Source organism: Bacteroides caecigallinarum, from assembly GCF_021531075.1.
Lineage (GTDB): Bacteria > Bacteroidota > Bacteroidia > Bacteroidales > Bacteroidaceae > Phocaeicola > Phocaeicola caecigallinarum_B.
The window spans coordinates 1-1,387 of sequence record NZ_JADYTJ010000122.1 but is presented as its reverse complement, the minus strand read 5'-3'; the positions used below and the strand labels follow the sequence as shown (position 1 = coordinate 1,387).

The following is a 1,387-nucleotide window of genomic DNA, read 5'->3' as shown; positions in this document are numbered from 1 at the left end:
GTATTTGGACTGAAAATCTCTCTCTTTTTAATATTTTAATCATCATTATCTACTAAATAAAACAGAAAAATGGCTTAAATGTTTGTATATTAGATAAAAAGTAGTACCTTTGCGCCGCGATTGAAATTTTTTATTAATAATTTAATTAACGAATTAGTATGAATCAATACGAAACCGTTTTCATTTTAACTCCCGTTTTGTCTGAAGCTCAGATGAAGGAAACGGTAGAGAAGTTCAAAGCAATCCTTACTCAGGAAGGTGCTGAGATCATCAATGAAGAAAACTGGGGATTGAAGAAGTTGGCTTATCCAATTCAGAAAAAGTCTACAGGTTTCTATCAGTTGATCGAGTTTAAAGCTGAACCAACTGTAATCGAAAAGCTTGAAGTTAACTACCGTCGTGACGAAAGAGTTATCCGTTTCTTGACTTTCAAGATGGACAAGTATGCTGCAGAATATGCTGCTAAGAGAAGAAATGTTAAATCAACTAAAAAGGAGGAAAATTAATCATGGCACAGCAACAATCAGAAATCAGATATTTAACTCCGCCATCAGTAGATGTTAAGAAGAAAAAATACTGCCGTTTCAAAAAGAGTGGTATTAAGTATATCGATTACAAAGATCCTGAATTCTTGAAGAAATTCTTGAACGAACAGGGTAAAATCCTTCCTCGTCGCATTACAGGTACTTCTTTGAAGTATCAGCGTCGTATTGCACAGGCTGTTAAGAGAGCTCGTCATTTGGCTTTGTTGCCTTTTGTAACTGATATGATGAAATAATTAAAGGAGGAATAAGCATGGAAATTATATTGAAAGAAGACGTATTAAACTTGGGTTACAAGAACGATATTGTAACTGTAAAGTCTGGTTATGGTCGTAACTATCTTATTCCGACAGGCAAGGCAGTTATCGCTTCTCCAGCAGCAAAGAAAATGTTAGCTGAAGAATTGAAACAGCGCGCTCACAAATTGGAAAAGATTAAGAAAGATGCTGAAGCTGTAGCTGCTTCATTGAATGGTGTTTCTTTGACTATTGCTACTAAGGTTAGTGCTACTGGTGCTATCTACGGTTCTGTAGGTAACATTCAGATAGCTGAAGAACTTGCTAAATTGGGTCACAACATCGATCGTAAGATTATCGTTGTTAAGGATTCTGTTAAGGAAGTTGGTCACTATAAGGCTGTTGTAAAACTTCACAAGGAAGTTTCAGTAGAAATTCCTTTCGAAGTTGTAGCAGAAGAAGCTTAATATCCAATAATAATAAAAAAAAGAGGGTGTGTCAAAATGCATGCCCTCTTTTTTTTATGACAAAGCCTCGACTTTCCCAAGCCGAGGCTTTGTTATGTCCTAAAGATTTTGTATCTTTAAGCATAATCAAAACTAATATGGC

3 protein-coding genes are annotated in these 1,387 nt (G+C 35.5%); all 3 read left to right on the top strand.

Features of this window, described 5'->3' with window-relative positions:
• The first annotated feature begins 158 nt into the window (after positions 1-158).
• From rpsF to rplI, 3 genes are read left to right on the top strand one after another with little or no spacing between them, the layout of a single operon-like run.
• Positions 159-506, top strand: coding sequence for a 30S ribosomal protein S6 (gene rpsF, locus I6E11_RS14595; RefSeq protein WP_235338828.1), 348 nt, complete (start codon positions 159-161; stop codon positions 504-506).
• Between the two features lie 2 nt (positions 507-508).
• The gene (gene rpsR / locus I6E11_RS14590) at positions 509-778 is read left to right on the top strand and encodes a 30S ribosomal protein S18 (RefSeq protein WP_204443281.1); all 270 of its coding nucleotides are present in this window, start codon (positions 509-511) and stop codon (positions 776-778) included.
• 17 nt (positions 779-795) lie between these two features.
• A complete protein-coding gene (gene rplI, locus I6E11_RS14585) occupies positions 796-1,245 on the top strand; it encodes a 50S ribosomal protein L9 (protein ID WP_235338827.1) in 450 nt (149 codons plus the stop codon).
• The last annotated feature ends 142 nt before the right edge of the window (positions 1,246-1,387 follow it).

Bases quoted from the DNA above. Each gene is read 5' to 3' on its own strand.
- rpsF (WP_235338828.1), top strand. From the start codon at position 159: ATGAATCAATACGAAACCGTTTTCATTTTAACTCCCGTTTTGTCTGAA.
- rpsR (WP_204443281.1), top strand. From the start codon at position 509: ATGGCACAGCAACAATCAGAAATCAGATATTTAACTCCGCCATCAGTA.
- rplI (WP_235338827.1), top strand. From the start codon at position 796: ATGGAAATTATATTGAAAGAAGACGTATTAAACTTGGGTTACAAGAAC.